27 protein-coding genes and 2 tRNA genes are annotated in these 26,738 nt (G+C 61.0%); 17 read left to right on the top strand and 12 right to left on the bottom strand.

What is annotated here, in order from left to right:
• The first annotated feature begins 78 nt into the window (after positions 1–78).
• The 6 genes from IV091_RS06740 (at position 79) to IV091_RS06715 (ending at position 6,710) form a co-directional block, all read left to right on the top strand.
• Positions 79–1,080 (top strand): zinc-dependent alcohol dehydrogenase family protein, encoded by a 1,002-nt coding sequence (locus IV091_RS06740; protein WP_366806981.1) that lies wholly within the window; start codon positions 79–81, stop codon positions 1,078–1,080.
• A 172-nt stretch (positions 1,081–1,252) separates the two neighbouring features.
• A complete protein-coding gene (locus tag IV091_RS06735; RefSeq protein ID WP_293466769.1) occupies positions 1,253–1,906 on the top strand; it encodes a BON domain-containing protein in 654 nt (217 codons plus the stop codon).
• Positions 1,907–1,959: 53 nt separating this feature from the next.
• The gene (locus IV091_RS06730; protein ID WP_293466766.1) at positions 1,960–2,388 is read left to right on the top strand and encodes an Hsp20/alpha crystallin family protein; all 429 of its coding nucleotides are present in this window, start codon (positions 1,960–1,962) and stop codon (positions 2,386–2,388) included.
• 19 nt (positions 2,389–2,407) lie between these two features.
• The gene (locus tag IV091_RS06725; protein ID WP_293466763.1) at positions 2,408–3,139 is read left to right on the top strand and encodes an ABC transporter ATP-binding protein; all 732 of its coding nucleotides are present in this window, start codon (positions 2,408–2,410) and stop codon (positions 3,137–3,139) included.
• Between the two features lie 4 nt (positions 3,140–3,143).
• Positions 3,144–5,510: an ABC transporter permease gene (locus IV091_RS06720; RefSeq protein WP_293466761.1), complete on the top strand. Its 2,367-nt coding sequence runs from the start codon at positions 3,144–3,146 to the stop codon at positions 5,508–5,510.
• 3 nt (positions 5,511–5,513) lie between these two features.
• Positions 5,514–6,710, top strand: a complete 1,197-nt coding sequence (locus tag IV091_RS06715; RefSeq protein ID WP_293466758.1) for an HlyD family efflux transporter periplasmic adaptor subunit — start codon at positions 5,514–5,516, stop codon at positions 6,708–6,710.
• A 22-nt stretch (positions 6,711–6,732) separates the two neighbouring features.
• Here the strand turns inward: IV091_RS06715 and IV091_RS06710 are convergent, their stop codons facing one another.
• From IV091_RS06710 to IV091_RS06680, 7 genes are all read right to left on the bottom strand, one after another.
• Entirely contained in the window at positions 6,733–7,095 is a 363-nt protein-coding gene (locus tag IV091_RS06710) for a chaperone modulator CbpM (RefSeq protein ID WP_293466755.1), read from the bottom strand.
• 81 nt (positions 7,096–7,176) lie between these two features.
• A complete protein-coding gene (locus IV091_RS06705; RefSeq protein ID WP_293466752.1) occupies positions 7,177–7,956 on the bottom strand; it encodes a helix-turn-helix domain-containing protein in 780 nt (259 codons plus the stop codon).
• A 28-nt stretch (positions 7,957–7,984) separates the two neighbouring features.
• Positions 7,985–8,374, bottom strand: coding sequence for a response regulator (locus tag IV091_RS06700; protein WP_293466750.1), 390 nt, complete (start codon positions 8,372–8,374; stop codon positions 7,985–7,987).
• 254 nt (positions 8,375–8,628) lie between these two features.
• On the bottom strand, positions 8,629–9,471 hold the full coding sequence (locus tag IV091_RS06695; RefSeq protein ID WP_293466749.1) for a universal stress protein: 843 nt from the start codon (positions 9,469–9,471) through the stop codon (positions 8,629–8,631).
• A 103-nt stretch (positions 9,472–9,574) separates the two neighbouring features.
• Entirely contained in the window at positions 9,575–10,219 is a 645-nt protein-coding gene (locus IV091_RS06690) for a response regulator transcription factor (RefSeq protein ID WP_293466747.1), read from the bottom strand.
• The gene (locus tag IV091_RS06685; RefSeq protein WP_293466745.1) at positions 10,219–10,968 is read right to left on the bottom strand and encodes a sensor histidine kinase; all 750 of its coding nucleotides are present in this window, start codon (positions 10,966–10,968) and stop codon (positions 10,219–10,221) included. Before IV091_RS06685 ends, IV091_RS06690 begins: the two co-directional genes overlap by 1 nt.
• 633 nt (positions 10,969–11,601) lie before the next feature.
• Positions 11,602–12,114 (bottom strand): hypothetical protein, encoded by a 513-nt coding sequence (locus tag IV091_RS06680; RefSeq protein WP_293466743.1) that lies wholly within the window; start codon positions 12,112–12,114, stop codon positions 11,602–11,604.
• Between the two features lie 198 nt (positions 12,115–12,312).
• On the opposite strand from IV091_RS06680, the gene IV091_RS06675 reads away from it, so the two are divergent.
• From IV091_RS06675 to IV091_RS06665, 3 genes are all read left to right on the top strand, one after another.
• Entirely contained in the window at positions 12,313–12,783 is a 471-nt protein-coding gene (locus tag IV091_RS06675) for a universal stress protein (protein ID WP_293466741.1), read from the top strand.
• 241 nt (positions 12,784–13,024) lie between these two features.
• Positions 13,025–13,378 (top strand): DUF883 family protein, encoded by a 354-nt coding sequence (locus IV091_RS06670; RefSeq protein ID WP_293466738.1) that lies wholly within the window; start codon positions 13,025–13,027, stop codon positions 13,376–13,378.
• 57 nt (positions 13,379–13,435) lie between these two features.
• On the top strand, positions 13,436–13,879 hold the full coding sequence (locus tag IV091_RS06665) for a universal stress protein (RefSeq protein ID WP_293466736.1): 444 nt from the start codon (positions 13,436–13,438) through the stop codon (positions 13,877–13,879).
• 15 nt (positions 13,880–13,894) lie between these two features.
• Here IV091_RS06665 and IV091_RS06660 read toward each other — a convergent pair.
• Positions 13,895–13,971: transfer RNA gene (locus IV091_RS06660), tRNA-Ile, on the bottom strand.
• 25 nt (positions 13,972–13,996) lie between these two features.
• On the bottom strand, positions 13,997–15,016 hold the full coding sequence (hrcA, locus tag IV091_RS06655; RefSeq protein ID WP_293466733.1) for a heat-inducible transcriptional repressor HrcA: 1,020 nt from the start codon (positions 15,014–15,016) through the stop codon (positions 13,997–13,999).
• A 49-nt stretch (positions 15,017–15,065) separates the two neighbouring features.
• Between hrcA and IV091_RS06650 the strand changes: the two genes are divergently transcribed.
• The 3 genes from IV091_RS06650 to rapZ are packed head-to-tail and all read left to right on the top strand — an operon-like array spanning position 15,066 to position 18,492.
• On the top strand, positions 15,066–15,941 hold the full coding sequence (locus tag IV091_RS06650) for an NAD kinase (protein ID WP_293466730.1): 876 nt from the start codon (positions 15,066–15,068) through the stop codon (positions 15,939–15,941).
• 32 nt (positions 15,942–15,973) lie between these two features.
• On the top strand, positions 15,974–17,617 hold the full coding sequence (recN, locus tag IV091_RS06645; RefSeq protein WP_293466727.1) for a DNA repair protein RecN: 1,644 nt from the start codon (positions 15,974–15,976) through the stop codon (positions 17,615–17,617).
• Positions 17,617–18,492: an RNase adapter RapZ gene (rapZ, locus tag IV091_RS06640; protein WP_293466725.1), complete on the top strand. Its 876-nt coding sequence runs from the start codon at positions 17,617–17,619 to the stop codon at positions 18,490–18,492. The genes recN and rapZ overlap by 1 nt, the downstream gene beginning before the upstream one ends.
• Before the next feature lie 42 nt (positions 18,493–18,534).
• Here the strand turns inward: rapZ and mutY are convergent, their stop codons facing one another.
• The 3 genes from mutY to mutM all read right to left on the bottom strand — a co-directional run bounded on the left by mutY (position 18,535) and on the right by mutM (position 22,573).
• Positions 18,535–19,617 carry an A/G-specific adenine glycosylase gene (gene mutY, locus IV091_RS06635; RefSeq protein WP_293466881.1) on the bottom strand — a complete coding sequence of 361 codons (1,083 nt, stop codon included), beginning with the start codon at positions 19,615–19,617 and terminating at the stop codon, positions 18,535–18,537.
• A gap of 80 nt (positions 19,618–19,697) precedes the next feature.
• Complete coding sequence (locus IV091_RS06630) at positions 19,698–21,677, bottom strand: dynamin family protein (RefSeq protein WP_293466879.1); 1,980 nt, start codon at positions 21,675–21,677, stop codon at positions 19,698–19,700.
• An 80-nt stretch (positions 21,678–21,757) separates the two neighbouring features.
• Positions 21,758–22,573, bottom strand: a complete 816-nt coding sequence (mutM, locus tag IV091_RS06625) for a bifunctional DNA-formamidopyrimidine glycosylase/DNA-(apurinic or apyrimidinic site) lyase (protein WP_293466723.1) — start codon at positions 22,571–22,573, stop codon at positions 21,758–21,760.
• Between the two features lie 109 nt (positions 22,574–22,682).
• Between mutM and IV091_RS06620 the strand changes: the two genes are divergently transcribed.
• The 5 genes from IV091_RS06620 to prs all read left to right on the top strand — a co-directional run.
• Complete coding sequence (locus IV091_RS06620; protein WP_293466720.1) at positions 22,683–24,458, top strand: tetratricopeptide repeat protein; 1,776 nt, start codon at positions 22,683–22,685, stop codon at positions 24,456–24,458.
• Between the two features lie 141 nt (positions 24,459–24,599).
• Positions 24,600–24,986: a lipoprotein insertase outer membrane protein LolB gene (locus tag IV091_RS06615; protein WP_293466718.1), complete on the top strand. Its 387-nt coding sequence runs from the start codon at positions 24,600–24,602 to the stop codon at positions 24,984–24,986.
• Positions 24,987–25,034: 48 nt separating this feature from the next.
• Positions 25,035–25,889, top strand: coding sequence for a 4-(cytidine 5'-diphospho)-2-C-methyl-D-erythritol kinase (gene ispE, locus IV091_RS06610; RefSeq protein WP_293466877.1), 855 nt, complete (start codon positions 25,035–25,037; stop codon positions 25,887–25,889).
• A gap of 122 nt (positions 25,890–26,011) precedes the next feature.
• A tRNA-Gln gene (locus IV091_RS06605) sits at positions 26,012–26,088 on the top strand.
• A 187-nt stretch (positions 26,089–26,275) separates the two neighbouring features.
• On the top strand, positions 26,276–26,738 hold a 463-nt coding region (prs, locus tag IV091_RS06600), incomplete at its 3' end, for a ribose-phosphate diphosphokinase (RefSeq protein WP_293466716.1).

Raw genomic sequence — 26,738 nt, 5'->3', positions numbered from 1 at the left:
CTTAGCATTTGAGAAAAGTCAACCGCAAGTTTTCATTCTTGCGCCGCTGGCAAGGCAATTGCGTACCATGACAGCATGTTGCCAGCCTCCATGTTTGCGATGACTGTGGACCCGTCGGGACGAACGCTGCGATGGGCGGCCAGACCTGTGCCACGGGCTGCTGAACACGATGTGGTGGTCCGCGTGCTGGCCTGCGGCGTCTGCCGGACCGATCTGCACATCATGGACGGCGACTTGCCGCCGCACAAAACCAGCGTGGTGCCCGGGCACGAGGTAGTGGGGCAAGTGGTGGCGCGCGGGACGCGGGCAACGCGCTTTTCCATCGGCCAGCGCATCGGCATTCCCTGGCTGGGCCAGACGTGCGGCAGCTGCCCGTTCTGCGCCCTGAAGCGGGAAAATTTGTGCGACCGCCCGGTGTTCACGGGCTACGACCGCGACGGTGGTTTCGCCGAGTATGCTGCCGCCGATGAACGCTTTTGTTTTGCCCTTCCCGATCGCTACGACGACTGCCACGCAGCGCCCCTGCTGTGTGCCGGGCTGATAGGTTTTCGCGCCTGGCGGCTTGCGGCAGAGGCCATGCCGCGCCGGCTGGGCCTGTACGGCTTCGGCGCAGCGGCCCACATCATTTGCCAGATCGCTGTCGCGCAGGGCCAGGAGGTGTATGCCTTCACACGTGCAGGTGATGGCGCGGGCCAGCGCTTCGCGCTAAGCCTGGGTGCGGCCTGGGCGGGAAGTTCGGATGCATTCCCACCTGTTGCGCTGGATGCGGCGCTGATCTTTGCACCCGTCGGTGCGCTGGTTCCCGCCGCGCTGGCGGCAACGCGCAAGGGCGGCACGGTCGTTTGCGCGGGTATCCACATGAGCACCATCCCCGCTTTTGACTACCGGCTGCTCTGGGGAGAGCGCGTGCTCAGGTCGGTCGCCAACCTCACGCGCCAGGACGGTGACGCGTTTTTCAGTCTGGTGAACGATTTGCCTCTGCAAATTCACGTGCAGGCCTTTGCGCTGCAAGACGCCAACCGGGCCGTGCAAGCCCTGCGCAGCGGCCAGGTGAACGGCGCTGCGGTGCTTGTTCCTTGAGCTGACGGGCCGCGCTTACGTGCGGGCCTTGCGCCAGGTCAAGCGCCCGGCGCCCGCTGGCCATGGGAGGTAGCGACTTGCGAAATATCAAGGCATCCCGGCGCAGGCTGAATATATTGAAGCCCACGCACCTCACCGCAGGGCCGTCGACTTTTTCAAAGGAACACCACGCATGAAAACCGATATGCAACTCAAGGCCGATGTCACCGACGAGTTGGCATGGGATCCAGCCATCAACGCAGCGAGCATCGGCGTCATGGTCAAGGACGGCGTCGTGACCCTGAGCGGACATCTGGACACCTTTGGCGAAAAGCACGCGGTGGAGCGCGCCGTGCGCCGTGTCGAGGGCGTACGCGGCATTGCGCTGGAGCTGGACGTCAAGCTCGCGGCCGAGCACAAACGCAGCGACTCGGAGATCGCGCAGGCTGCAGCCAGTGCCTTGCGCCTGAATTCCATGGTGCCGGAAGGCAAGGTGCAGATTGAGGTTGAAAACGGCTGGGTCACGCTGACCGGCGAGGTGGACTGGCGCTACCAACTGGTCCGCGCCGAGCAGTGCATCCGGCCACTGGCAGGTGTGCGCGGTTTGTATAACCGCATCACCATCAAGCCCCGCGCCAGCAGCAAGGACGTTGGGGCGCAAATCACGGCCGCACTGACACGGCAAGCCCTGCGGGAAGCCAGGCACATCACCATCGAGGTGGAAGGTGGCGTGGTGACCTTATGGGGCAAAGTGCATTCGCTGGCGGAGCGCGATGCGGCCGTCGGCGCAGCGTTCTCGGCGCACGGTGTCTCGCGCGTCGTGGACAAACTGGAGGTCGGCAGCTGATATGCGCCGACGCTCCCTCACCACTCTCGTCAACCACCTTAAGGAAACGCATCATGAGCAATCTTCGTGTACTCGATCCCGGCATTAGCGACACTTTCGACACGGCCCTGCGCCGCTTCTTTGCCCCGGTCGCCTTTGAGCCCGATACACCCGCGCTGAAAATGCGGGTCGATGTCTCTGAAAAAGACAACGCCTACGAGGTCAAGGCCGATATCCCTGGCGTCAAAAAGGAAGACATCAACGTGCGCATCGACGGCAACGTGGTGCAGATCGACGCCGAAGTCAATCGGGAAAAAGAGACCAAGGGAAACGGCGGCAAGGTATTGCGCAGCGAGCGCTACTGGGGCAATATTTCGCGCACCTTCAGTCTGGCCCAGGATGTGGATGACAGCAAGGTGGTTGCCAAATACACCGATGGCGTGCTGACGCTGGAGTTGCCCAAGAAGGCCTCGACCGCATCCAAGAAAATCGCGGTCCAATAGAGCGATAGAGCCATTTCCCATGACAACGGCGGATGCGCGGCAGCCGGACGCCACGGTGCTGCGCATCCGGTCGTTGTGCAAAACCTATGGCAGCGGCGAATCCGCAGTGCATGCGCTGCGGGACATTGACCTTGACGTGCGCAGCGGAGAATTTGTCGTGCTGCTCGGTGCGTCGGGCAGCGGCAAGTCCACCCTGCTCAATATTCTGGGTGGACTGGACGTGCCGACCAGCGGTGAGGTCGAATTTTTCGATCACCGCCTGACGCATGCAACAGACGACGACCTCACCCGCTACCGCAGGGAACACGTGGGCTTTGTTTTCCAGTTCTACAACCTCATTCCCAGCCTCACCGTGCGGGAAAATGTGGCCCTGGTCACCGACATCGCAACAGACGCCATGCCCGTAGACGAGGCGCTGGCGCTGGTGGCACTGACGCACCGGCGCGACCATTTCCCGTCCCAGTTGTCGGGCGGCGAGCAGCAACGTGTCGCCATCGCCCGGGCGATCGTCAAACGCCCGCAATTGCTGCTGTGCGACGAGCCGACCGGCGCGCTGGACTATGCCACCGGCAAGCTGGTGCTGGAGGTCATTGCAAAAATCAACACCGAACTGGGGACCACGGCGGTGGTCATTACCCACAATGCAGCCATCGCAGGCATGGCGGACAGGGTGATCCGGCTGGTGGACGGGCGTATTGCCAGCATTGAGGTGCCCGAGCGGCGCCTGACGCCAGCCGAACTGTCGTGGTGACACCATGAAGGCCCTGGACCGAAAAGTGCTCAGGGACCTGCGCCTTCTATGGAGCCAGGCCCTGACCATTGCCCTGGTGGTGGCCAGCGGCATTGGCGGCTTTGTGGCCACCTTGTCGGCGGTGGATTCACTGGCGCTGGCACGCGACCGTTTCTACGAGGCCGGGCGCTTCGCCGATGTGTTCACCACATTGAAGCGCGCGCCTGACAGCCTGTCGGAGCGGCTGCGCGCGCTACCCGGCGTGACCGAGGTCGAGACGACGGTCGAAACCGTTGCGCGCGTCACGCTGACGGGAAGCCCTGACCCGGTGGTGGGGCAGTTGATCGGCCTGAGCAGCAGCCAGCCGCAACGGCTGAACCTGGTCACGCTGCGTGCGGGCAGGCTGCCCGGCTCAGGTGCCGACACAGGCGGCGAGCTGGAGGCGCTGGTATCCGAAGGCTTTGCCGCCGCGCATGGGCTCAGGCCGGGCGGGCAGGTCACCGCGCTCATCAACGGCAAGCGCCGGGTGCTTCGCATCACGGGCGTGGCCTTGTCACCCGAGTACATCTTTGCCGGCCTGTGGGGCATGCCAGATCTTCGCGCTTTTGGCGTTTTTTGGCTGGACAAGGAAGCGCTGGCCGCCGCCATGAACATGACGGGTGCGTTCAACCATGTGGCACTCAAGCTGGCACCAGGGGCCTCCCGGCCCGCCGTGGTGGATGCGCTGGACCGGCTGCTGGCCCCCGCAGGCGCGCTGCCGGCGCATGGCCGCACAGAGCAGGTGTCGCACGCCATGCTGGACAACGAAATCCGCGAGCAGCGCGTGCTGGGCACACTGCTGCCGTCCATCTTTCTGGCGGTGGCGGCCTTTCTGGTGCATGTGGTCGCAGCACGCCTGGTGTCTACGCAACGCGAACAAATCGCCGCGCTGAAGGCGCTGGGCTACGGCAACCGCAGCATCGCAGCGCACTACCTCAAGCTGGTCACGCCCATGGTGGGGGGCGGCTACCTGCTGGGCTTGTGGCTGGGTGACTGGCTGGGTGGGCTGCTCACGGGCCTGTACGCTGAATTTTTCCACTTCCCGAGCTTTATCCACCGCGTCGCGCCGCCCTTGGTGCTGAGCAGCCTGGCGATTGTGGCCGTGACAGCCCTGCTGGGAACGCTGACGGCCATCGCCGCCACGGTGCGGCTGGCGCCCGCCGAAGCCATGCGTCCGCTGGCGCCCGGACGTTACCGCAGGTCGCTGCTGGAGCGCCTGCCCCGCCTGCGCACCACCCCGGGCCTGCGCATGATCCTGCGCAACATCGAACGCCGCCCCCTGCGTTCGGCGCTGACAACTGGCGGCATTGCAGCCGCGGTAGCGATTGTCGTGATGGGCAACTTCTTTCGTGACGCGATTGAGGTCATTGTGGACGCGAGCTTTACCCTGGCCATGCGCGGCGACATCGCGGTGTGGACCACCGACCCGGTGGACGCTTCAGCCGCACGGGCGCTGGCGCGCATCCCTGGCGTGCTGCAAGTCGAGCCCGGCCGCAGCGTGGCGGTGCGCTTTGTGCATGGTTCGCGCAGCGAGAGCGGCGTGATTCAGGGCTATGCGGCGCCACCCTACCTTCGCCGGATCATTGACGTGGACCGCAAGCAAACCAGCCCCAGCGCGCAGGGTCTCTTGATGACGGACCGGCTGGCCGACAAGCTCGGCCTGCGCGCAGGAGACACCGTGACGGTTGAAGTACGCGAGGGGCGGCGCCCGGTGCGGCAGGTGGTCGTGGAGCGCACCGTGCGCGACATGATGGGCCTGAACGCCTACATGGACCTGCAGGCGCTGAACCGTTTGCTGGGCGACGGCGATGTGGCATCCTTGTTCAGCGTCGCCGTAGAACGGGGAACAGCGCCGCAGGTGCTGCAAGCCACGCAGGCCATGCCGCGCGTGGCCGGGGCATTCAGCAAGGGCACCATGCTGCGCAACATGCAGGAAGTCTCGGCCCGCAACATCCTGATCATGAGCACCATACTCACCGCGTTTGCGGGCGTGATTGCGGTGGGCGTGGTCTACAACAACGCCCGCATCGCGCTGGCCGAGCGCAGCTGGGAACTGGCCAGCCTGCGGGTGCTGGGCTTTACCCGCGCCGAGGTGTCCACCTTGCTGCTGGGCGAGTTGGCGCTGGGCATTGCGGTTGCGCTGCCCCTGGGCATGTTCCTGGGCTGGGCGCTGACACACACGCTGGTGGAGCTGATGCGGTCGGACCAGTTTTTGTTTCCGGTCGTGATACGCCCCCGCACCTACGCCTGGGCCGCGCTGTGCGTGGTTGGCGCTGGCGCGGCCAGCGCTTTGGTGGTGCGCCGCCGCATTGACCGGCTGGACATGGTGGCGTCACTGAAGACAAGGGAGTAGCCAGTGCCAAGCAAGACAACCTGGGCCTTGATTGCAGCCGCCGCCGCTGCAATCGCCGTGCTGGCGTGGGCCTTTTCCCCGCGTGCCATTGACGTCGAGGTAGCAACGGTCACGACGGCCCGCTTTGAGCAGTTTATTGAAGAGGACGGCCGCACCCGCCTCAAAGAGCGCTACACCATTTCAGCACCCGTCGCGGCGCGGCTGTCGCGCATGACGCTGCGTGAGGGCGACCGCGTGGCCGCTGGCGACACCGTGGCGGTTTTAACGCCGGTGATGTCGCCCATGGTCGATGAACGCAGCCGGCGCGAAGCCCAGGCGCGGCTGAAAGCGGCCTCTGCAGGCGTTGAACGCGCCAGCGCCCGAATACAGCGCGCCGAGGTGTCGCTGCAAGAGGCCTGGCTTGAATTGCAGCGCACCGGAAAATTGGCCGGTGAAGGCTTCGTGTCGCCAGCGCGCCTGGACACCACCCGCCTGGCCGTGACAGCTGCCCGGCGCGAACTCGACATTGCCAACGCCGAACGCGAGATTGCCAGGCAAGAGCAGGCCCAGGCCAGCGCAGCGCTGATGCCTGCCGCGGCCACGGCCATCGCCCAGGGCGCACGTCCCTTCGCCCTGCCCTCGCCGGTCAGCGGCGTGGTGCTGCGCGTGGTGTTGCCGAGCGAAGCGACCATTGCCGCTGGCGCGGCCCTGATGGACGTAGGCGACCCGGCGCACATGGAGGTGGTGAGCGAGTTGCTGACCGCCGACGCGGTGCAGGCCCAGCCCGGCTACCGGGTGGTGATTGAGCGCTGGGGCGGGCCACCGATTGAAGGCAGGGTTCGCCGCGTGGAGCCCGCCGCCTTCACCAAGGTCTCCGCCCTGGGCATTGAGGAGCAACGGGTCAATGTGCTGATCGATATTGCTGAGCCGACAAAAGCCTGGCAGGCCCTGGGCGACGGGTTCCGCGTCGGGGTGAAAATCGTCACAGCCCGCGTTGAACAGGCGGTGCAGGTGCCCGTCGGGGCCTTGTTTCCCCATGCAGGCGGCATGGCCGTGTACCGGCTGGACGGACGGCGTGCGCGACTGCAGGCGGTGGACGTGGCTGCACGCAACACCACCATGGCGTGGGTGCGCCAAGGCCTGGTACCGGGCCAGTCCGTAGTGCTTTATCCGCCCGCCGCTCTTGCCGACGGCCGCAATGTCCGGGTACGTGCGCCCTGAGCGCCTAAAACACCTAAAACACTTAGATATTTTTGGTAGCACCAGATGACCGGCTCACGCCGCAGGACATTGCGCCAGACAAGGACCGCACTTGCTGCTCAAGTGACTCGATACGGCGCAGGTACACCATCAGCACCGCCACCATGAACAGGTCCAGCACAAAATCGTGGCGCAACTGGCTGGCTGTGCGCAGCGGCATGACGCACTCGGTACTGAAAATGCGCTCTGGCTGCGCGCCATTCAAAGGCACCAGCGCTACCAGGGCGCCGTAGTCCACCAGTTCGTCCAATTCAGCCCTGCTCATGGCGCAGATCCGTGCCAGCTCGGACTGGGTCACGACCTGACGCTCGTTCAGCCAGGCCATGTCAAGCAAGGGGGGTTTCATGATGGTTCTACGCCGGCGTGACCAGCGATGCGCCAGCAGTTCATGGTCGGCTCCCAAGGCGTCAGGGTGCGGCCCACGCCGTCAGTGCAGGCGTATCTCGAAAGCCCGCTTCAACCCATCCAGGTCAATCACGCGGATGTGGCGCTTGTCGACTTCGAGCAGGCGATGCTGCTGGAAGGTGGAGAAGGTGCGACTGACGGTCTCCAGCGTCATGCCCAGGTAGCTGCCGATCTCTGCGCGCGACATCCGCAAATGAAATTCGGTGGCCGAGTAGCCACGCGCATTGAGCCGCTGCGACAGATTCAGCAAGAACGCGGCCAGCCGCTCCTCGGCGTTCATGCTGCCCAGCAGCACCATGAGGCTGTGCTCCCGCACGATCTCCCGGCTCATCAGCCGGCCGAGCATGTGCTGCATCCCGGGGTTTCCAGCGGCCAGTTCGGTGAGGTGTGCATATGGAATGGCGCACACTTCCGTGTCTTCCAGGGCGGTCGCGCTGCTGGCGTGCTCCCCATTGGCCACGCCATCCAGGCCCAGCAACTCGCCGGCCATGTAAAACCCGCTGATCTGCTCGCGCCCGTCGGCCAGCATCAGGCTCGACTTGAAGGTGCCGCTACGCACCGCGTAAATAAACTGGAAGCGGTCGCCCTCACGGTAAAGCGTCTGCCCGACCTTGATCCTGCGTCGGCCGAAATTCAAACCATCTATGCGCAGCAGGTCACAGCCCGCAACGCCGCAGGGAAGGCACACGGAATTGAGATGGCAACTGGAGCACATCGTCTTGAGCGGCACGGGACTGACGCTTTCCTGGCGGAAAACCGCAGGGTGAGAAGGGGCAACGAAAGCTTCGAGGGTAGCGGACATGGCGTGTTCCTTTTTTAACTCTGGGAGATCAGTGCGTGGTCTGCTGCGCGGCGTTCAAAACTGCGCGCGCCAGCCGGTCGAATTCGGTGCTTTTGTCGAGAAAATCATTTGCACCTTCACCCGCATAGCGCTTGCGATAGGCGGGACAGGCGTTGTTGCTGAACACCACGAAGGCAATGTCGGGGGCAGCCAGGCGTATGGCGCGCAGCACCTCAAGACCAACGCCCCCCTCCAGTTGGACATCCAGCACCACCACATCCGGGTGCGCGGCCAAAATGCCGTTAATCGAGCCCTGCGGCGTGTGGGACTGGCCAACGACGTCTATCGTGTCGCCGGCCAACATAGAGGCGACGCGATTCCGGATCAGAACCGAGTCATCCACCAGGAAAACTTTGACGGGGGTATTGCGGTAGAACATGCCTCTACTGTCGCCGGGATCGCGGCAAAACAGTCTCGGTGGCGGCTGAAAGCAGGCCTAAGACAAGTCCTGATCGAAGCCGCTGAAGCGTGAAGAAGCCCTAAGAAAAATCCGAGTGTGGGGGACAAGCATGTTGGCTGCGCGACCGATCACGCGGCGGTATGCCGGGGCCATGCGGCGCGGATGCTTGCCGCAGGTTATGAAAGATTGTGAACTGTGACAGGAACGTGACGAGGAAGTCCGCCCCCCCGCCATCAATGCGCCATCAACACCGGCACTGTCATGGAGCGCAGCACCGTGCGGGAGGTGCCGCCCAAAACCCACTCGCGCGCGCGGCTGTGGCCATAGCAGCCCATCACCAGCAGGTCGGCCTCCAGATCGCAGACGCGCGATAGCAGCAACTCACCCAATGCCTGGGGCTCGGCCCCGTGGCGATGCCACACCGCATCCACCCCATGCAGCTTGAGGTAGCCGTCCAGGTTCAGCAGGTGACCGTCTTCGCAAGCGTCCTCACCGCCCCAAACCAGCACATGAACCCGCCGCGCGCGCTGCAGCAGAGGCATGGCTGCGCTGATGGCCAGCGCCGCTTCGCGGGTAGGTTTCCAGGCAATGACGGCCGTTTCGCCAATGACCGCTGGCAGCATGCCTGCATAGGGAAGGATCAAGGCCGGCTTGCCGCTGGCGACCATCACACTTTCGGCAAAATCAGCCGGGACGCCGCTCGATGTCGTGCTGGAAGGATCGTGCTGACCCAGCACCAGCAAGTCCGCATAAAACGCCTGCTGCGCAAACAAGGCCGTCACCGGATCATCGCGAACCTCGGCCCATTCAATCGGGACACCGGCTTCCTTTTGCGACTGCTCGTACGTGGCACGCACGCCTGCACGCAACTCGTCGTCGATCTCGCGCAGGTTGGCCGCAACGCCTGGCCCGATCTCAGGCGCAAACGGGAGTTCGACAAAGTTCGGCGTCACCGCGTACAGCGCAGTCACCGCAGCGCCATGGGCCTGGGCGATCTGGCGGGCCGCTTTCAGGCGTTGCGCCACCTTTGGCGAAGGGTCAAGGTGCACCAGCAACTGCGTGAGGGAAGCATTCATGGCCGACTCCATCAACAGGTTTTCAATCTGGCAAGCTTAAGTCTGGCCAGCCCTTAACCACTTGACAAACGTCAATCAAGCCATGGATCCGCTACAACCGCCATCAGAGATCCAGGGGATCGGTTACACCGTTTTTAATAGCGTACCGAATCAGCTCGCTCTGGTTTTGCAGGCCCATCTTGTGCATCAGGTTGGTCTTGTGGGTGCTGATGGTCTTGACCGACAGATTCAGGCGCGCCGCAATGCTGGTCACCGAGTGGCCGGCCACAATCAGACCGAACACCTCGAACTCCCGGTCCGATAGTGTTTCGTGCGCTGCGGCGACCCCGCCCGGCATGGCGCCCAAGGCCAATTGTTCGGCCACCTCGGCGCTGATATAGGCACCGCCAGCCGCAATACGGCGCAGGGCCTGAACCAGTTGTTCCGGTGCGCTTTCCTTGGTAAGGTAGCCGTTGGCGCCGGCCTTGATGGCGCGCACGGCGTACTGCAACTCCTGATGCATGCTGAGTACAAGAATGCGCAGCTTGGGTCTTTCGGCATGGACCATCTTGATCAGTTCCATTCCGCATCGCCCAGGCATGGACAGATCCAGCACCATGACTTCGAAAACGGAGTCTCGCACGCGCTGCATCACTTCCGTTCCGTCGGCAGCCTCGCAGACCACCTCCATGTCGTCAGCCAAAGCAACAATGCGCTTGAGCCCCTCCCTCACGATGGCATGGTCGTCGGCAATCAGGATCCTGATCATCAGGCCGTACCCGCTGGCGCCAGCGGAATAGACACCCGGATGCAGGTCCCTTGCCCCGGTGCGCTCTCGATGACGATCTTGCCCTTTAGCAAATGTGCCCGTTCGCGCAAGCCCAGAAGGCCCAGCGACTGGGGCTTGCGCGGCGTCGCTGGCGAAAATCCGCAGCCGTTGTCCCGAACGGCCAGCGTGACCGCGCCCCGCGATTTTTCAATACGCACAGCGACCTCTGATGCGCCAGCGTGCTTGGCAACGTTCGCCAGGGACTCCTGAACGATCCGGAACATCGCCGTCGCATAGGGTTCCGACAACTCCAGCGCTTCGTCCACCGAAAGCGTGCAAACCACCCCCGAGCGCTGGGTGAATTTGCTCACCAACCATTCGACGGCGGGCACCAGGCCTAAATCGTCCAGCAGCAGTGGCCTTAAGTCTGACGCGATGCGGCGGGTAGCTGCAACCGCACGGTCCAGCATCTCCAGCATCTCGTTCAACCTGGCCGCTGCAAGCTCGGGCGCAAGCGCCAGGTTATCGCGCACCCATACCGCGTCCATCTTCAACGCGGTCAGGGGCTGTGCAAGCTCGTCGTGCAACTCGCGCGCCACGCGGGTTTTTTCTACTTCAAGAATAGTATTGCTCGCAGACGCGAAGGCGCCGCGTTCGTCATGGATCCACGCAAGATCGGTCAGGTTTTGCAGCGTTCCACCAGCACGCTCTTTGTCGACTGTCTTAAGCTGAAAAATCGACGCACCCATCGGCGACTCTTTCCCGCTTGTGCGTGGCCCAAAAAAGTACTGCCCCGCCGGACGGGCACCAAAATTGATTGGCGAACTGGCAACGACGTTAGACCGGATGCGACTTTCCATAATTCCTCCTGAAACTCTTAGTCCCCATCCAGGCCAAGTGTTCTCAGCCATTTCTTGGTGGGGATATCGCTTCTATCGGTTTTTGCTGACTGATACAGAAAACTTTGACCTATTACCCTATACGCATCAACCTTAGAATAAATTCAGAAGCATTGCTACGGAAATATCTCCAGAAATGAACCAAATATACAATTAGCATTGATAGTTACATACAGCAACTACCGGATTGCAAACCTGTTTTTTCCCAAAGTACCACGTACCAACCCGCTTTCCAGGAAGCGGGCATTGTCCAGGCAGCCGTTCTCAGGCCCGTCTGGACAAACTTTTTGTTTCGAAGCCAAGCCATTGATTGAAGTTTTCGCCGAAATTTCCATTTCGACCATTTTTTGCTGTTTGCCATTCAGGCCATGACGCACGCCTGGCGCGCGTCATGCACTGGGGTTGCAACGCAGCGGTAGCGGAACCACATGGAACAAGGTCGATTCTTGCCATGGGAAAGAGGCAGGCGACAACGAGGGCTGGCTAGCGCTTCAAGAGTGCCCCGGCAGCCTCTCCAGCGGGCTGAAGTGGTCCAAGCGGATTGCTCTGTCTTTCGAAACGGTCGATCTGCGGCTGCCCTGCAAAGTTTCGAAACAACACGGTACCGTTGCTGACGATGACCAATGCGTCAAACGACCACCCCGTGACTTCCGTGACGCGGCGAATGTTCAGGAAATCCAGCCAGAAGCTCCCGGTTCGGCGCCGACCCTGCCGCTCGAAGTGGAACAGGTAACCCCGGCATGCAGCCTGGTCCTCCACGCACTTTCTGACACCCGGGTCCAATTGCTGCAGCGTCAGGGCCGGATATGGCGCCAGCCGCGCCACGACGTCGGGATAAGGAATCAAGGTGACGTTGGAACCGGCATCGGGATCGAACCCCAGTTCTTTGAGCTCCGAAAACCGGGTTTCAAGCGGAACGATCCGCTGCACGGCATCCCTGGCCGACTCAAAATTGGCAAAATTTCCTGGTGTGCGGCTGCTGCTGCGTGGCAGCAAGGATGTACACGCAGAAAGGGCGACGGATGCCGCAACGATAGTCAACAGGAATAGGCGAAACATCATTGGCATACTATTACCCGTGTGCAATATTCATGTCTTGCGCCGCGTCAACAAACATCATTGACAAACCTCAACATGCTCGGTCCTGCGATCCACCACACTGAATCTGTCAAATAACTACAAAAGGGATTGACCATGTACAAGCGAATCCTCGTTCCTGTCGACGGAAGCGAAACTTCCAACAAGGCCCTGGTGGCGGCACTGCAGCTGGCCAAGGACTCAAGCGGGCGCGTACGACTCGTTCACGTCATTGAGGAGTTGGCCTACCTGAGCGGCTACGAGCAATTCGGCGGGTATTCGGGTGAACTCATCACGGTGATGCGAGAAGCCGGCACCAAGGTGCTCAATGACGGCATGGACATGGCCAAAGCGGCAGGTGTTGAGGCTGACAACATGCTGTTTGACAACTTTGGTGGCCGACTGGCCGAAGTGGTCGCAGATGCCGCCAAGCAATGGAATGCCGATCTTGTCGTGGTGGGAACCCACGGACGCCGCGGTGTGGGGCGCATGCTGATGGGTAGCGGCGCCGAGCAAATCATCCGGCTCGCATCCGTACCGGTCCTGGTGGTTCGCTCGGAAGAAGGCCGCGCCGCCAAGGCAGGCTGAAACCTGTTCATCGCTGGCTTGTCCTGGCTGACGTCACGGGGGTACTCGCTGACACCTCGAAAACGCGGAGGACGCATCTCACAGATGAAGGCGTCTGACGCGGCAGAGCGCCCTGCGCCTGGCCAGTTCCTCACGCTCGGTCGCATAGTCACCCCAGCGCCACATCACGATTGACAATTGTCAACCCTCTCCTGAGCGGGCTGCAATAGATTGAAGCATCGGCTTTCACAAAGGAGATGGTATGAACGATGCAAGGACAACGCTCAGTCACAATCAGGCGCAACTTGCGCAGGATTTCAAGACCCTGCTTAACGACGCAGAAGAGTTGCTTCGCCACGCATCGCAAGGAGGGGATGAAGGCTTCAACAATGCGCGAGAGCGGCTCGAAAAAAGTCTGAGAACGGCTCGTCGCGAGTTTGATAGCAGAGAGCATGCACTTCTGGATCGTGCGCGCCATGCGGGCCGCGCCGCCGACCTGTATATGCACCGCCATCCCTGGGAATCCATCAGCGTCGCAGCGGTCCTGGGCCTGATGGCGGGCATCGTTCTGGCAGGCAGGTTGGCAGGGGGTTGGATCAAATCCGGTGGAGAGTAGCCGCGCGAAACTGGACTAAACTGTAAATCCCGTTACACCAAACCCGGAGAAACCAACATGTACAAACGCATTCTTGTGGCAACCGACGGCTCAACCCTTTCAAAAAAGGCGGTGCGCAATGCGATCGATCTCGCAGGAGCAGTCGGAGCGGATCTGGTGGCGTTGTACGTCGTGCCGCGCTACCCCGTCAGCTACTTTGAAGGCGGCGTGACGATCTCAATGCAGGATGTGGAGCGAACCGAGAAACAGTGGAGCGAAAAAGGACAGGCCGTCGTCGATGCCGTGCAACAGGCTGCCCAGGCGGAAGGCATCAAAGCCAAGGCCGTCGTCGTCAGGTCTGACTTGGTGGCGGAATCCATCATGGCCGCTGCAAAAAAGCACAAATGTGACCTGGTGGTGATGGCTTCTCATGGCCGCAAGGGTATCAAGCGGGTGCTGCTTGGCAGCGAAACACAGCATGTGCTCACGCACAGCACTGTGCCGGTGCTGGTGCTGCGCTGATCCTCTTTTGTTGAATGGTAGGGCGTCACGGACTTGAACCGTGGACCAAAGGATTATGAGTCCTCTGCTCTAACCAACTGAGCTAACGCCCCCCAACAACAACCAGATTGTAAGGGCCTACTTGCTATGGCTAAGGGCCGTGCTGACCAGTTTGGACGTGATATCGACAATCTGGATCATTTTCTCGTAGGGCATGCGCATGGGGCCGATCACGCCCAGCGTGCCAACGACCTGACCATCCACCTCGTAAGGTGCGGTCACCACGGACAGTTCCTGGTAGGGAATGACCTCGCTTTCGCCGCCAATATAGATGCGCACACCTTCCGCGCGGCTGGAAACGTCAAGCAAGCGAATCAACTGCGCTTTTTGCTCAAACAAGTCAAAAAGCTTGCGCAGATTACCCATATCGCTTGAAAACTCGCTCACGGCCAGCAGGTTGCGCTCCCCCGAGACAAGAACTTCGTCACGCGACTCGATCGCTTCGGAGCTGGCCTGAACGGCCGCATGCATCAAACCGGAAATTTCACCCCTCAGCGCGTCCACCTCGTTTTTCAGCCGTTCGCGCACCTCTTCAATGGCCATGCCCCCATAGTGCGAATTAAGAAAATTGGCAGCTTGAACGAGCTGGGACTGGGTGTAGTCGGATTCGGTAAAGATCACGCGATTTTGCACATCACCGTCGGGCGAGACGATGATCACAAGAAAACGCCTTTCAGAAAGCCGCAAAAACTCGATATGACTGAATACAGACGTGCGGCGGGGCGCCATGACCACCCCCACAAACTGCGACAGGCTGGACAGCATATGGGCAGCGTTGCTAAATACCTTCTGCGGCTGATCGGGCGCAAGCCTGGGTGTGGTGAAGCGGCCTGCCGCTGACAGCGGGTCGCGCTGCGTGGTCAGCATGGTGTCGACAAAAAGGCGGTAGCCCCGGGCTGTGGGAATGCGTCCGGCAGAGGTGTGCGGGCTGACGATCAGGCCAAGATCCTCCAGATCGCTCATGACATTGCGGATCGTGGCGGGCGACAAATCAAGGCCGGAGGCTTTGGAGAGCGTGCGTGAGCCCACCGGCTGGCCATCAGCAATGTAGCGCTCAACGAGCGCTTTCAACAACAACCGGGCACGGGCATCAAGCATGGACACATTCTACGAAGCTTCGGCCACCAGGTTGTGATGTAATTTGGCGATGAAGTTGCAATTCCGCCATGTCGCACTGATCGGCAAGTACCAAGCCCAAGGATCCCGCTCCGCGCTGGAGGGCATTGCGCACTTTCTAGGCACACAGGGCTGCGAGGTTGTGCTTGAACAAGACACCGCAACCAACACCGGCCTTCACCAGTTTCCCACGCTTGACGTGGCCGGGATCGGAGCACACTGCGATCTGGCGCTGGTGGTGGGCGGCGACGGGACCATGCTGGGTATCGGGCGGCAGCTGGCCCAGTCGGGCATTCCACTGGTCGGCATCAACCAGGGCAGGCTCGGGTTTATCACCGACATCGCATTCGAGGAATACCGGGAGACGCTCGAACCCATGCTGCACGGGGAATTCGAGGAAGATCGGCGCTGGATGATGCAAGCCAGGGTGGTGCGCGACGGCCAGTGCGTGTTCAGCGCCACGGCCATGAATGACGTGGTGGTCAACCGGGGCGCGACCGGGGGAATGGTCGAGCTTCGCGTGGAAGTCGATGGCCGTTTTGTGGCCAACCAGCGCGCAGATGGCCTGATCATCGCGTCGCCCACCGGATCTACCGCCTATGCGCTTTCTGCAGGCGGCCCTTTGATGCACCCGTCCATTGAGGGCTGGATACTGGTTCCGATTGCGCCACACACGCTTTCGAACAGGCCCATCGTGCTTTCAGACTCCGGGGAAGTCGCTATTGAAATAGTGTCGGGCCGGGATGCCAGCGCCAATTTTGACATGCAGTCGCTGGCCAGCTTGCAGCACGGCGACCGGATTACTGTCAGGCGCTCAGAGTATCAGGTGCGCTTTTTACACCCCAAGGGGTGGAGCTACTTTGATACCTTGCGCAAGAAACTCCACTGGAACGAAGGCGTGGCCTGAGCTTGTCTCTGAACCTGACCAGGACTTAAGTTATGAGCCTCAAAAGCATTTCTTTGCGAGATTTCGTGATCGTTCACGAAATGGACCTGAATTTGTCGGGTGGATTTACGGTTCTCACGGGTGAGACTGGAGCGGGAAAATCAATATTGATTGATGCGCTGCAACTGGTACTGGGCGCACGCGCCGATGCCGGTGTAGTGCGCGAAGGTGCTCCGCGCTGCGAAATCAGTGCGGAATTTGACCACCCTGCAGGCCTGGAACAGCGGCTCGAACAGGGCGGCTTCGAGGCGGGCGAGAGCTTGCTGCTCAGGCGCACGATCGACGCGCAAGGCAAGAGCCGGGCCTGGATCAATGGCAGCGCGGCAACTGCAGCGCAACTCAGGGACATCGCAGGCCAGTTAGTGGATATTCACGGCCAGCATGCATGGCAGAGCCTGACCCGCCCTGATGCCGTGCGAGGCCTGCTGGACTCCTATGCGGCGGTCTCCACCGAGCAGCTGTCGCGGCGCTGGCAAGCCTGGCGCGAGACCCAAAAAACGCTGATGCAAGCCCGCAACGCACAAGACAGCCTCCAGCGGGAGCGTGAACGCCTGGCCTGGCAAATCGGCGAACTGGACAAGCTGGCGCCCGGTGCGGATGAATGGGAAGAACTCAACGCCCAGCACGGTCGCCTGTCGAACGCGCAAGCCCTGCGTGAGGCCGTACAAAACGCCGTGGACTTTTTGCAGGAGTCCGATAGCAACGCAGCCGCCCTGCTTGGCCGCGCCATTTCCGCACTGCAAAATCAGGAGCGGATAGAACCCGAATTCAAAGGGCTTGTTGAGGTTTTGGACAGTGCACTTGCACAGATAGAAGATGCCGTGCATTCACTCCACAGCTACGCCCGGCATGCCGAGCTGGAGCCGCAGCGGCTGGCGGAACTTGACGAGCGGCTGGCACTCTGGGTCAGTCTGGCACGGCGCTACAAGCGCAGCCCTGCCGAGTTGCCCCACTTGCTGGCTTTATGGCAGAGTGAGCTCCAAAAGCTCGACGAGGCAGCAGACCTGGTTCAACTTGAAAAAAACGAGGGCCAGGCCCAAGCCGCTTATCTGCAGGAAGCTGGTCGCATCTCCCAATCCCGCCGCCAGGCGGCGCCCCTGCTGGCCAAATCCATCACCCAGGCCATGCAAGGCCTGGGCATGCAGGGCGGCAAGTTTGAGGTGGCCCTTGCCCCCCTGGAGCAGCCCGCCCAGCATGGGCTTGAACAGCCCGAATTTCTGGTGGCGGGCCATAGCGGCAGCACACCAAGGCCTGTGGGCAAAGTGGCATCGGGCGGCGAGTTGTCCCGTATCGCCCTGGCCATCGCAGTGACCACCAGCCAGCTTGGCCAGGCACAGACACTGATCTTTGATGAAGTTGATTCGGGTGTGGGCGGCGCTGTGGCTGAAACCGTTGGCCGCCTGATGAAGCAATTGGGTAAAGACCGGCAGGTGATGGCCGTCACTCATTTGCCCCAGGTTGCCGCCTGCGCTGACCAGCATCTGGTGGTGGCCAAGCACACTGAAAAAGGCAGAACCCTCAGCACCGTGGAACATGTCCATGGCGAACAGCGCGTCGCCGAAATCGCCCGTATGCTGGGGGGAGAACGACTTTCTGGAACCACACTCGCACACGCTAAAGAAATGCTGGGACACTGATGACGGATTTGAAAATGGTGCTGATTACCGGCATGTCGGGCTCCGGAAAATCCGTGGCCCTGCATGCGCTGGAAGATGCCGGCTATTACTGTGTGGACAATCTGCCACCCGAGTTGCTGATGCCTTTTATTGCGCTGGAACAAAAAGATGGCGCCCGCAAGGTGGCGATTGCGATCGACGTTCGGAGCGCCACTTCGCTGCCGCTTGTACCCCAGCAACTGCGGCAGCTTCGACTACTGGAGGAGCAAGGCGTCACCGTGCACTCGCTCTTTCTGGATGCCAACACCGAGACGCTGGTGCGACGATTCTCGGAAACCCGTCGGCTTCATCCTCTGTCGCGTCCCAACGCCACCGACCAGCACAGGGCACTGGTTGACGCCATCGAACTGGAGCGCGAACTGCTTGGCGACATGCGCGAGCAGGCCCACGTACTCGACACGAGCATGATCCGTCCTTCCCAGTTGCAGGGCTATGTCAAGTCATTGATCGAGGCACCGCCCACCCAGCTGACGCTGGTGTTCGAGTCATTCGCGTTCAAGCGCGGGGTGCCACTGGATGCAGACTATGTGTTTGACGTACGGATGCTTCCCAACCCGCATTACGAGCCCGACCTGCGCGACAAGACCGGACGGGATCAAGCGGTTGTGGACTATCTGGAGGCTCAGTCAGAAGTGGGTGACATGTTTACCCACGTTGAACAGTTCCTGAGCCATTGGTTGAAAGCGCTGGTACGCGACCACCGCAGCTATGTTACCGTGGCCATTGGCTGCACGGGGGGCCAGCACCGCTCGGTCTATCTTGCAGAAAAGCTGGCTACTGCATTCAGCCCGCATTGGCACACGCTGAAACGGCACCGCGAACTCGATGCCCGCTGATCGACTAACCGACTAACCGCGACTATTTAGTCGCCGCCAGCATCAAATACAGGTGTCCTGCGCCAGCAGCTTGCGAATGGGTGCTGGCAAGCCCAAGCCCGGCCAGGCAAGCGGGCCAAACCACGCACCCGCTGCGCCATCCGGGGAGGTGGCCTTCGGCATGGCCTGACCGGGCGTAAAGCCTGCCACCCACGGCGACAGGTGCAAATCCTTGTGCGTCAGCACATGAACAAAATGAGGCAGCGCTTCTAGTCGGGCATGCAGAGGTGGGGGAAGATGCGCTTTGAGGAGATCATCGCTCTCGAACACCGGCAGGCAGTAGAGTCCGCCCCAGATTCCGGACGCGGGACGCTTTTCAAGCCACACCGCGCCGTCTGGCTTTCGCGCCCACAGCAGGCTCAGCGCCTGCGCGCTGCGCTTGAGTTTTCGTGTCTTGACAGGATAGTTGCCGGGCTCTCCTGTTGCGAAGCCGCGGCACAGTTTTTGTACCGGGCACAACAGACACTGCGGCTGCCGGAGCAGACAGATGGTCGCCCCCAGGTCCATCAGGCCCTGCGTATAACGCGGCATGGTTTGCAGCAAATCCTGGTGCTGGTCTGGCAACAGGCCTGTCGCCAGGTCCCAGAGCGCACGCTCATTGGCGCCATGCGCCAGGTCATCAGAAAAGCCAATCACCCGCGCAAGAACGCGCTTGGCGTTGCCGTCCAGAATGGCAACGCGTTCTCCAAAACAAAAGGATGCAATGGCCGCGGCCGTTGAGCGCCCGATACCTGGCAAAGATTGAAGCTGTTGCGCCGTAGGGGGAAACTGCCCTGCGTGCAGCGCCATCACGTCTTGTGCGCAGCGATGCAGGTTGCGTGCACGGCTGTAATAACCCAGACCACTCCACAAGGCCATCACCTCGTCTTGTCCTGCCGCTGCAAGGTCGCTCACGGTGGGAAATCGCTGCAAAAACCGGGCGTAGTAATCAAGGACAGCGGCAACCTGGGTCTGTTGAAGCATGATTTCAGACAACCAGACACGGTAGGGGTCGCGCGTGTTTTGCCAAGGCAGCGTGTGACGCCCGTGCGTCTTTTGCCAGCTTGCTACTTCGCTTGAAAAAGCGGAGAGATCACTTGGCTGTATCGCGGGCTGCCGACCTCCCCGCAATGCGGGCTGGTCGTTCTGTGCAAGGTCGACTGGTGCGGGGCTGGAAAATGCCAAAATCACGCAGCCTCTGGTATGGCCGCTCGGACCGGGGCTGGGGCAGTCGCACTGTGCGCTGCAAAGGGGAGTGGCGCGCTTGTCAGGAGCGACGTCAACGCCGCCAATTTGGCATCCAGTTCATTTAGAACTTGCTCTTGGTCATCAATTTCGTAAATCCGGTCATCAAGGCCGGAGGCCGCCTGCCCAATACGCTCAATGGCGTCAAGACGGCGTCCGAAATTGCGTCGCCGCTCCCTTAATTGCACGTCCAGTTGAGAAGCTGCCGACTTGTTCCAGAGTTCCACCTCGCCCAGCGCGGACTCGTACACCACTCGCAGGCGGGTAGCCAGGGCACGCATCAGCCGTTCGCAGAAGTCCGCTCGGGAAAGTTTCATTAAATTGCCAACCCCGAGATACCGCAGGTGGCTTTGCTCTATCAATTCCAGGTCACGCGCATAGCGTGCCAGATCCGGCTGCACCGGCGCCTGCAGCGAAAAGCCAAACTCCGCATTGAGTTCGCGAAAGGACGAGGCCAGCATCGCGTGGATCTCACCACAAAGGGCTTGAGACTTCTGCAGCCCTTCACGCAGGTACACAAAAGTCTGGCCGTAGGCTTTCTTCACGCCCAGTTTGATTCCTGGCTGTTTGAGTGCGCGGGTCAGTTCCGCCAGTTCGGCCTTGAGCGTGGGCGTACTGAGCAGATCGATGACTTCTCGCAACAGCTTGAAGTGGATCGAGCGCACTGCAAATATTCTGGTGCCACTGGCGTCGAATTCGGCCTTCTCCTGCTCAATGCGGCTGCGCATATGCCTGATGACCGAAATATTTTTCCCCCTCAGGCTGCGCAACTCCAGCAACTGCTCGGCAAGATCCCGCCTGCGCATGTTGATGGCTCTCCCAGCTTCGATTTTTAGCGCATGGATACTGGCCGCCACGGCCGAACGCAAAATATCCTGGCGCTGTCCCATCAGACCCTTGCCCAGCGCCAGTTCAAGCGCTGGTAGCTGGCTGGCCTGCAACAGGGCCTGATCCCCGGTGACTTTAGCGACCAGCCCTTTTTGCGCTGAAACTGCAATCACCTGCTCGCAAGGCAAGCCCAGAGTCTCGGCCGACGTGGCAATCTGCTTGTCAATTTGCGCCTGCACCTGTTCGGGCGTGCTCAGCGCGTCCCACAGCGTATCGATCTTGTTCAGTACCACCAGACGTGTCTCAGTCCCCCCCCCTTCGGTGACCAGATGTTCACGCCAAATGGAAAGGTCTGACTTGGTCACTCCGGTATCGGCCGCCAGTATGAATACCACCGCATGCGCCTGGGGAATCAGACTGACCGTCAGTTCAGGCTCGGCACCAATGGCGTTCAGGCCTGGCGTGTCAAGAATGACCAGCCCCTGCTTGAGCAGGGGATGTGCAATGTTGATCAGCGCATGACGCCATTTAGGCACTTCAACCAGGCCATTGGCCCTGACCGGCGGGTTGTCTTGCGGACTGTCATCGTGCCAGAGCCCTAAGGCCCGGGCATCGTCCTGGCTGACATGGATGACTTCAGCCACTTTCTCCAGTGCCTGGGCCAACTGGGCCGGGTCGTTCACGTCCAGGTCAACGCGCGTCCACTTTTCGGGCACGTTACGCCACTCCATGAGCGCCTGTGTCTGCAAACGCGTTTCCAGGGGCAAAAGGCGCAGACAAGGCGGCACATCGGCGTCGTAACCCAGTTCAGTCGGGCACATCGTGGTTCGGCCAGCGCTCGCGGGCATGATGCGGCGGCCGTACCCTGCAAAAAAGAGGGCATTGATCAACTCGGACTTGCCGCGCGAAAACTCCGCCACAAAAGCCACCATGATCTTGTCGGAACGCACCTGCAACTCCAGTCGCAGCAAACGCTCCTCGACCGCCGCGTCAAGCAGGCTATGGTCTTTCATCCATTGGGAGAGCCGTTTTAGCTGAAGCGCGAATTCCCGCCGCCATTCGCCATAATGATCGAACTGTTCGTTAAAAGACATCGGTCTGTCCATAAAAATTTCCTTGTCCAATATAGCATTGCCTCCGCCCAGAGCAAGGGCTGCCAGGGCGAGAGGCGCACTCACGGCTTTTGGCAATGACTGCAGTAAAAGGTGGATCGCTGGCCCTGACGCATGCTCTTGATCGGCGTCATGCATACCCGGCAGGGCTGGCCAGCACGGTCATAGACCATGGCATCAAGCTGGAAATGACCCGCCTCGCCCTGGGCGTTCGAAAAGTCCTTCAGCGTGCTGCCTCCTTTTTTCACGGCCTCTGTCAATACGTTCTGGATCGCACGATGAAGCAGCGCAGCACGCGGCTTGCTGATACGAGCCGCCCTGGTGGTGGGACGGATACGGGCCAAAAACAATACCTCGGACGCGTAGATATTGCCTACGCCCACTACCGCCTCCCCACCCAGCAGAACCTGCTTGATGGCCGTCTGCCTGCGCTGCAGGGCCTGGTGGAATTCAATGGCATTGAAAGCCTCGCTGAGCGGCTCCACACCCAGCCGGCCCAGCAGCTTGTGCGCTATGGGGTCACCTTCACCGCTGGCGTACACCACCGCGCCAAAGCGACGCGGGTCGTTCAGGCGCAAGGTGCCCAGGCTGGTCACCATTTCAAAGTGGTCATGCTTGCCCGGAGCGGGCAGGCCCGCGCCAAAGCTGACGCTGCCGGACATGCCCAGGTGCATCAACAACAAGCCGCCACTCAGATCAATCAGCAAATATTTGCCGCGGCGACGCACGCCCAGCACGCATTGGCCTTCGAGCTGCTGAACCTGGCAGCCCAGCGGCCAGCGCAAGGGTTTGCCCAGGGACACCGCCTCGATGCGGGCGCCAGCAATGCGGCCTGCAAAGCTCAGGCGGGTGACTTCTACTTCGGGCAGTTCAGGCATAGGATCATGATTTGGGTCAACAAACATCGGCACAGGACCGCAGCGCAAGGTAAGTCTTGAAAGACCATGGTGAAAAGCACGCCGCCGGAGCTTCAATTATCATGGCCCGATGAAGAAAAAACTTGGCCTTGCATTTGGCTACCTGTGGCTTGTCGCCCCCTTGGTTTTGGCACAGACTGCTGCACCAGAGCCGGCTGCGCCATCCGGGCTCGCCGAGGCAGAGGCCGCGCTGGCGGCAGCCCCGTCCTCGGGACTCGACAGCGCACTTTTCTACCAATTGCTGCTGGGCGAGATCACCCTGCAAGAAGAGGAGCCCGCCGCGAGCTTTGCCCTGATGCTGGATGCGGCCCGAAAAACCGGCGACCCCCAGCTTTACAAACGGGCGACCGACATAGCGCTGCAGTCGCGCTCTGGCGAGGCATCGCTGCAGGCCGCAATGGCCTGGAAGCAGGCGCAGCCTGCTTCACGCGAAGCCAACCGTTACGTGCTGCAAATCCTGATTGCCCTGAACCGCATCACTGACACCATTGAGCCGCTAAAGCAGGAAATTGGACTGGCACCGGATGTCGAGCGACCGCTGGCTCTGGCGGCGGTGCCGCGGGCCTATGCACGCGTCAGTGACAAAAAGCTGGCCAGCACCGTGGTCGAGCAAGCGTTGGCCGACTACCTGAAGAGCCCATCAACCGCCAGCGCGGCATGGACCGCCGTGGGACGCATGCGCGGGCTGGCGGGCGACCTGGAGGGCGCGCTCGCTGCAGCAAAACGCGGTCAGGCGGCTGATCCACAAGCAGAAGGCCCCGTGCTGGTCGCGCTGGAAACCATGGACCCGAAGCTGCCCGAAGCGGAAAGCCTGGTGCGCAAGCACCTGGAAAGCACCCCTGGGGCCCGGCCTGAATTGCGCATGGCTTACGCGCGCGCCCTGCTGGACCAGCAGCGCTACGCCGAAGCGGCCGCCCAGTTGCAGATCGTGACACGTGAAAAACCCGATTTCCCGGAAAGCTGGCTGGTTCTGGGCTCCCTGCAGTTGCAGGACAACCAGCCCGCGCTGGCACAGACTTCGCTGGAGCGCTACATCGCCCTGGTCAACCAACAGGCACCACAGGAGGAAGAAAACAAGCGCGGCCTGGCTCAGGCCTACCTCACGCTGTCACAGATTGCCGAAACGCGCAAGGACTACGCCGCCGCCGAAAACTGGCTGAACAAGATCGAGAATTCGTCAGCCCTTGCGCAAGCACAAACACGGCGGGCATCCATTTTGGCGCGTCAAGGCAAGCTGGAACAAGGCCGCCAGCTGATTCGCCAACTGCCGGAACGCAGCCCCGAAGATGCGCGGCTCAAACTGAACGCCGAAATTGGCCTGCTCAGGGAATTCAAGCAGTACCAGCTGGCCTACGACCTGCTCGCGAAGGCCCTCGCGGCCACGCCCAATGACACAGACCTGCTCTACGACCAGTCCATGATGGCAGAAAAACTGGGGCGCCTGGATGACATGGAGCGGCTGCTGCGCGAGGTCATCAAGTACAAGCCCGACCACCACCACGCGCACAATGCCCTTGGCTATTCGCTGGCAGATCGCAACATCCGTTTGCCAGAGGCCAAGGCGCTGATACAAAAATCGCTGGAATACGCACCCTCTGATCCCTTCATCAAGGACAGCCTGGGCTGGGTCGAATTCCGCATGGGCAATAGCGCCGAGGCCATCCGGATTTTTGAAGCCGCTTACAAGGCCAAGCCCGACGCAGAAATTGCTGCTCATTTTGGTGAAGTGCTCTGGACCGTGGGCCAGCGAGACCGTGCAATGGCCCTCTGGAGAGAAGGCATGCTCATCAATCCTGACAACGAGACCTTGCTTGAGACACTCAAACGGCTTCGCGTGAAACTGTAACCCGGTAACTGCCCCTTGATTTCTTCAACCCGCCTGCGTGCGCTGTTTTTTTTCACCCTTCTTTTTGCTACTATTTTAATAGCTGGTTGTGCCCGCCCTCCTTTGACTACAGGCGCAAACGATCCAAAAAATAATTTCTGGATGGGCCGCATCAGCCTGCAAGTTCAGAGCGAGCCCGCGCAGTCTTTTTCGGCCAGCTTTGAACTCAAAGGCAAGCCGGAGCGGGGCGAGTTGACGCTGATCAGCCCCCTGGGCAATGTGCTGGGCATCTTGCGCTGGACCCCGCTTGAAGCCACGCTTGACTCGGGTAGCCAGCAGACCCAGCGCTTTTCATCGGTCGATGCACTGATGGCGCAAGCCACCGGCGCAGCTATTCCGCTGGGTGCGCTTTTCGCCTGGCTACAGGGCGATAACGCCAACGTGAGCGGCTGGTCGGCCGACCTGTCCAGGCACAGCGAAGGCCGAATCCTGGCCAGACGCGCACAACCTGCGCCGCAGGCCGAGCTTCGCGTCATACTGGATCAGTAAATTTAGAGCATGCGCAGCCCCGCCCTTTCATCACCTGTTCTCCGGCCCCTGAAAGCCCTGTACGACGTACCGGCGCCCGCCAAGCTCAACCTGTTTTTGCACATTACAGGGCGCCGGCCCGATGGCTACCATTTGATCCAGTCGGTCTTCATGCTGATCGACTGGTGCGATACGCTGCACTTTGAACTGCGCCATGACGGGCGCATCAGCCGGGCCGACCTCGGCGACACCGCGGCGCAAGCGCTGCCCGGGGAAGACCTCAGCGTGCGGGCGGCCAAGGCCTTGCAAGCAGCCACCGGCACCCCCTTGGGCGTACATATCGGTCTTGAAAAGCGCATCCCGTCGCAGGCGGGCATGGGCGGCGGGTCATCCGACGCAGCGAGTTGCCTGCTGGCACTGCAACGCCTCTGGGGCGTACGCCTGCCACCCGACGAGTTGCGCGCCATCGCCCTGTCGCTGGGCGCAGACGTACCGTTTTTCCTGTCGGGAGGACACGCCTGGGTAGAAGGAATTGGCGAGAAAATTACCCCCCTCACGCTGCCGCCAGCCCGCTTTTTGGTGGTTAAAACACCCGCCGGGCTGTCGACACCAGAGATTTTTGGGGCACCAGGGCTAAAACGCGATACAGAAACTGCTAGAATTCAAGGCTACGCTGCAAATGCAAACGGTCAGATTTTTAAATTCGGCCACAACGACTTGCAGCCGGTCGCCCAACAGATGTGTCCGCAGATTGACCAATCACTTGATTGGCTGAGAGCACAACAGCTTGATGGGCGAATGACCGGCTCAGGAAGTGCTGTATTTGCGCCATTGCTGCATGAGCTTGATTTTTTGGACGCCCCGAGCGACTGGATTATTCGCAAATGCAGCAATTTGGAGTCGCATCCTCTGGCCGGTTGGTAGAATCACCGCTCTTGAAATTGCGCTTCCAAGTTTGGATTTAGAGAAAAGTTTATAGGTTGGTTGTTGGCAAGCGGTGTTGGCTGGTTTCAGTCGGCGCTACACAAGCAACAGCTGTCCTGTGTAGGGGTGTCGCCAAGTTGGTTAAGGCACCGGATTTTGATTCCGGCATTCGCAGGTTCGACTCCTTCCACCCCTGCCAAATTTTCAGGCTCGCATAACGCGAGTTTGCATGAACTTCAGACCCGCGTAGTGCGGGTCTGATTGTTTATGGAAACACCCGCAAGCGGCACTCACTGCCAAGTCCGCGTTGCAGTATGTTTCTTGTGCGTATGTTGATTCCGCAAAAATTTCAGCCACCTTCAAGCGCGACAGCAGCTGGGCCCCACATGCAAACGCACCATCCCGACTTCATGGTTTTCACCGGCAATGCCAATCCGAGCATGGCCCAAGAGATCGCCCAGCACCTGGGTATTTCACTGGGCGCCGCCCATGTGGGCCGTTTTTCAGATGGTGAAGTCACCGTTGAAATTCAGCAAAACGTCCGGGCGCGTGACGTGTTCGTGGTGCAGTCCACCTGCGCGCCGACCAACGACAACCTGATGGAACTGCTGATCATGGTGGACGCGCTCAAGCGCTCATCGGCCGACCAGATTGCCGCCGTGATCCCCTATTTTGGCTATGCCCGGCAAGACCGCCGGCCGCGTTCGGCGCGCGTCCCCATCACCGCCAAGGTGGTGGCCAACATGCTGCAGGCCGTTGGCGTCACGCGCATCCTGACCATGGATCTGCATGCTGACCAGATTCAGGGATTTTTTGACATCCCGGTGGACAACATTTACGCGTCGCCCG

Origin of the sequence: Polaromonas sp. (assembly GCF_018780625.1) — a bacterium.
In the GTDB taxonomy this organism is placed as follows: Bacteria; Pseudomonadota; Gammaproteobacteria; order Burkholderiales; family Burkholderiaceae_C; genus Polaromonas.
The sequence above is the reverse complement of the archived record's forward strand: the minus strand, read 5'-3'. Positions and strand labels throughout refer to the sequence as shown.

Excerpts from the sequence above, each read along its gene's own strand:
- IV091_RS06630 (WP_293466879.1), bottom strand. The coding sequence starts at position 21,677 with ATGTCTTTTAACGAACAGTTCGATCATTATGGCGAATGGCGGCGGGAA.
- rapZ (WP_293466725.1), top strand. The coding sequence starts at position 17,617 with ATGACGGATTTGAAAATGGTGCTGATTACCGGCATGTCGGGCTCCGGA.
- IV091_RS06665 (WP_293466736.1), top strand. The coding sequence starts at position 13,436 with ATGTACAAACGCATTCTTGTGGCAACCGACGGCTCAACCCTTTCAAAA.
- hrcA (WP_293466733.1), bottom strand. The coding sequence starts at position 15,016 with ATGCTTGATGCCCGTGCCCGGTTGTTGTTGAAAGCGCTCGTTGAGCGC.
- IV091_RS06730 (WP_293466766.1), top strand. The coding sequence starts at position 1,960 with ATGAGCAATCTTCGTGTACTCGATCCCGGCATTAGCGACACTTTCGAC.
- IV091_RS06690 (WP_293466747.1), bottom strand. The coding sequence starts at position 10,219 with ATGATCAGGATCCTGATTGCCGACGACCATGCCATCGTGAGGGAGGGG.
- IV091_RS06650 (WP_293466730.1), top strand. The coding sequence starts at position 15,066 with ATGAAGTTGCAATTCCGCCATGTCGCACTGATCGGCAAGTACCAAGCC.
- IV091_RS06615 (WP_293466718.1), top strand. The coding sequence starts at position 24,600 with ATGGGCCGCATCAGCCTGCAAGTTCAGAGCGAGCCCGCGCAGTCTTTT.
- IV091_RS06735 (WP_293466769.1), top strand. The coding sequence starts at position 1,253 with ATGAAAACCGATATGCAACTCAAGGCCGATGTCACCGACGAGTTGGCA.
- recN (WP_293466727.1), top strand. The coding sequence starts at position 15,974 with ATGAGCCTCAAAAGCATTTCTTTGCGAGATTTCGTGATCGTTCACGAA.
- IV091_RS06700 (WP_293466750.1), bottom strand. The coding sequence starts at position 8,374 with ATGTTCTACCGCAATACCCCCGTCAAAGTTTTCCTGGTGGATGACTCG.
- mutM (WP_293466723.1), bottom strand. The coding sequence starts at position 22,573 with ATGCCTGAACTGCCCGAAGTAGAAGTCACCCGCCTGAGCTTTGCAGGC.
- IV091_RS06720 (WP_293466761.1), top strand. The coding sequence starts at position 3,144 with ATGAAGGCCCTGGACCGAAAAGTGCTCAGGGACCTGCGCCTTCTATGG.
- IV091_RS06620 (WP_293466720.1), top strand. The coding sequence starts at position 22,683 with ATGAAGAAAAAACTTGGCCTTGCATTTGGCTACCTGTGGCTTGTCGCC.
- IV091_RS06685 (WP_293466745.1), bottom strand. The coding sequence starts at position 10,968 with ATGGGTGCGTCGATTTTTCAGCTTAAGACAGTCGACAAAGAGCGTGCT.
- IV091_RS06725 (WP_293466763.1), top strand. The coding sequence starts at position 2,408 with ATGACAACGGCGGATGCGCGGCAGCCGGACGCCACGGTGCTGCGCATC.
- IV091_RS06695 (WP_293466749.1), bottom strand. The coding sequence starts at position 9,471 with ATGAATGCTTCCCTCACGCAGTTGCTGGTGCACCTTGACCCTTCGCCA.
- IV091_RS06710 (WP_293466755.1), bottom strand. The coding sequence starts at position 7,095 with ATGAAACCCCCCTTGCTTGACATGGCCTGGCTGAACGAGCGTCAGGTC.
- IV091_RS06705 (WP_293466752.1), bottom strand. The coding sequence starts at position 7,956 with ATGTCCGCTACCCTCGAAGCTTTCGTTGCCCCTTCTCACCCTGCGGTT.
- IV091_RS06670 (WP_293466738.1), top strand. The coding sequence starts at position 13,025 with ATGAACGATGCAAGGACAACGCTCAGTCACAATCAGGCGCAACTTGCG.
- IV091_RS06675 (WP_293466741.1), top strand. The coding sequence starts at position 12,313 with ATGTACAAGCGAATCCTCGTTCCTGTCGACGGAAGCGAAACTTCCAAC.